This window comes from Pseudomonas sp. GW456-12-10-14-LB2, from assembly GCF_002884345.1.
GTDB classification, from domain to species: domain Bacteria; phylum Pseudomonadota; class Gammaproteobacteria; order Pseudomonadales; family Pseudomonadaceae; genus Aquipseudomonas; species Aquipseudomonas paraglycinae.
This window is the reverse complement of the sequence record NZ_POHV01000121.1, coordinates 1-279: the sequence shown is the minus strand read 5'-3', so window position 1 is coordinate 279 and position 279 is coordinate 1. Positions and strand designations below refer to the sequence as shown.

Here is a 279-nt window from a genome sequence, read left to right as displayed (position 1 = left end):
CGTGCGGCAGCGGCCGGCGTCCTTGGCCTGGAGCGCGGCGCGGTAGTCCTCCATCTCCTTGCAGGCGCGGCGGAAGTACTCGCGGTCCAGCGTGGAGCAGACTCCCTCGGCCACCGTCATCTCGCGCACGACGCCGAGCGCGTACTCGCGCTTGAGGGGATGGGCCACGCCCGCCTCGATGGCGGCGATGAACGGGCCGGGGTCGCCGGCGTAGTCGCGCCAGGCCCGGCACATCGCCTCGCCGGAGGCGGGGTCCTTCACCTCGGCGAAGTGCGGCAC

General features: G+C 73.8%; 1 protein-coding gene. It reads right to left on the bottom strand.

What is annotated here, in order from left to right:
* The coding region (locus C1X29_RS29275) for a hypothetical protein (protein ID WP_158247911.1) at window positions 1–279 on the bottom strand (279 nt) is incomplete at both ends.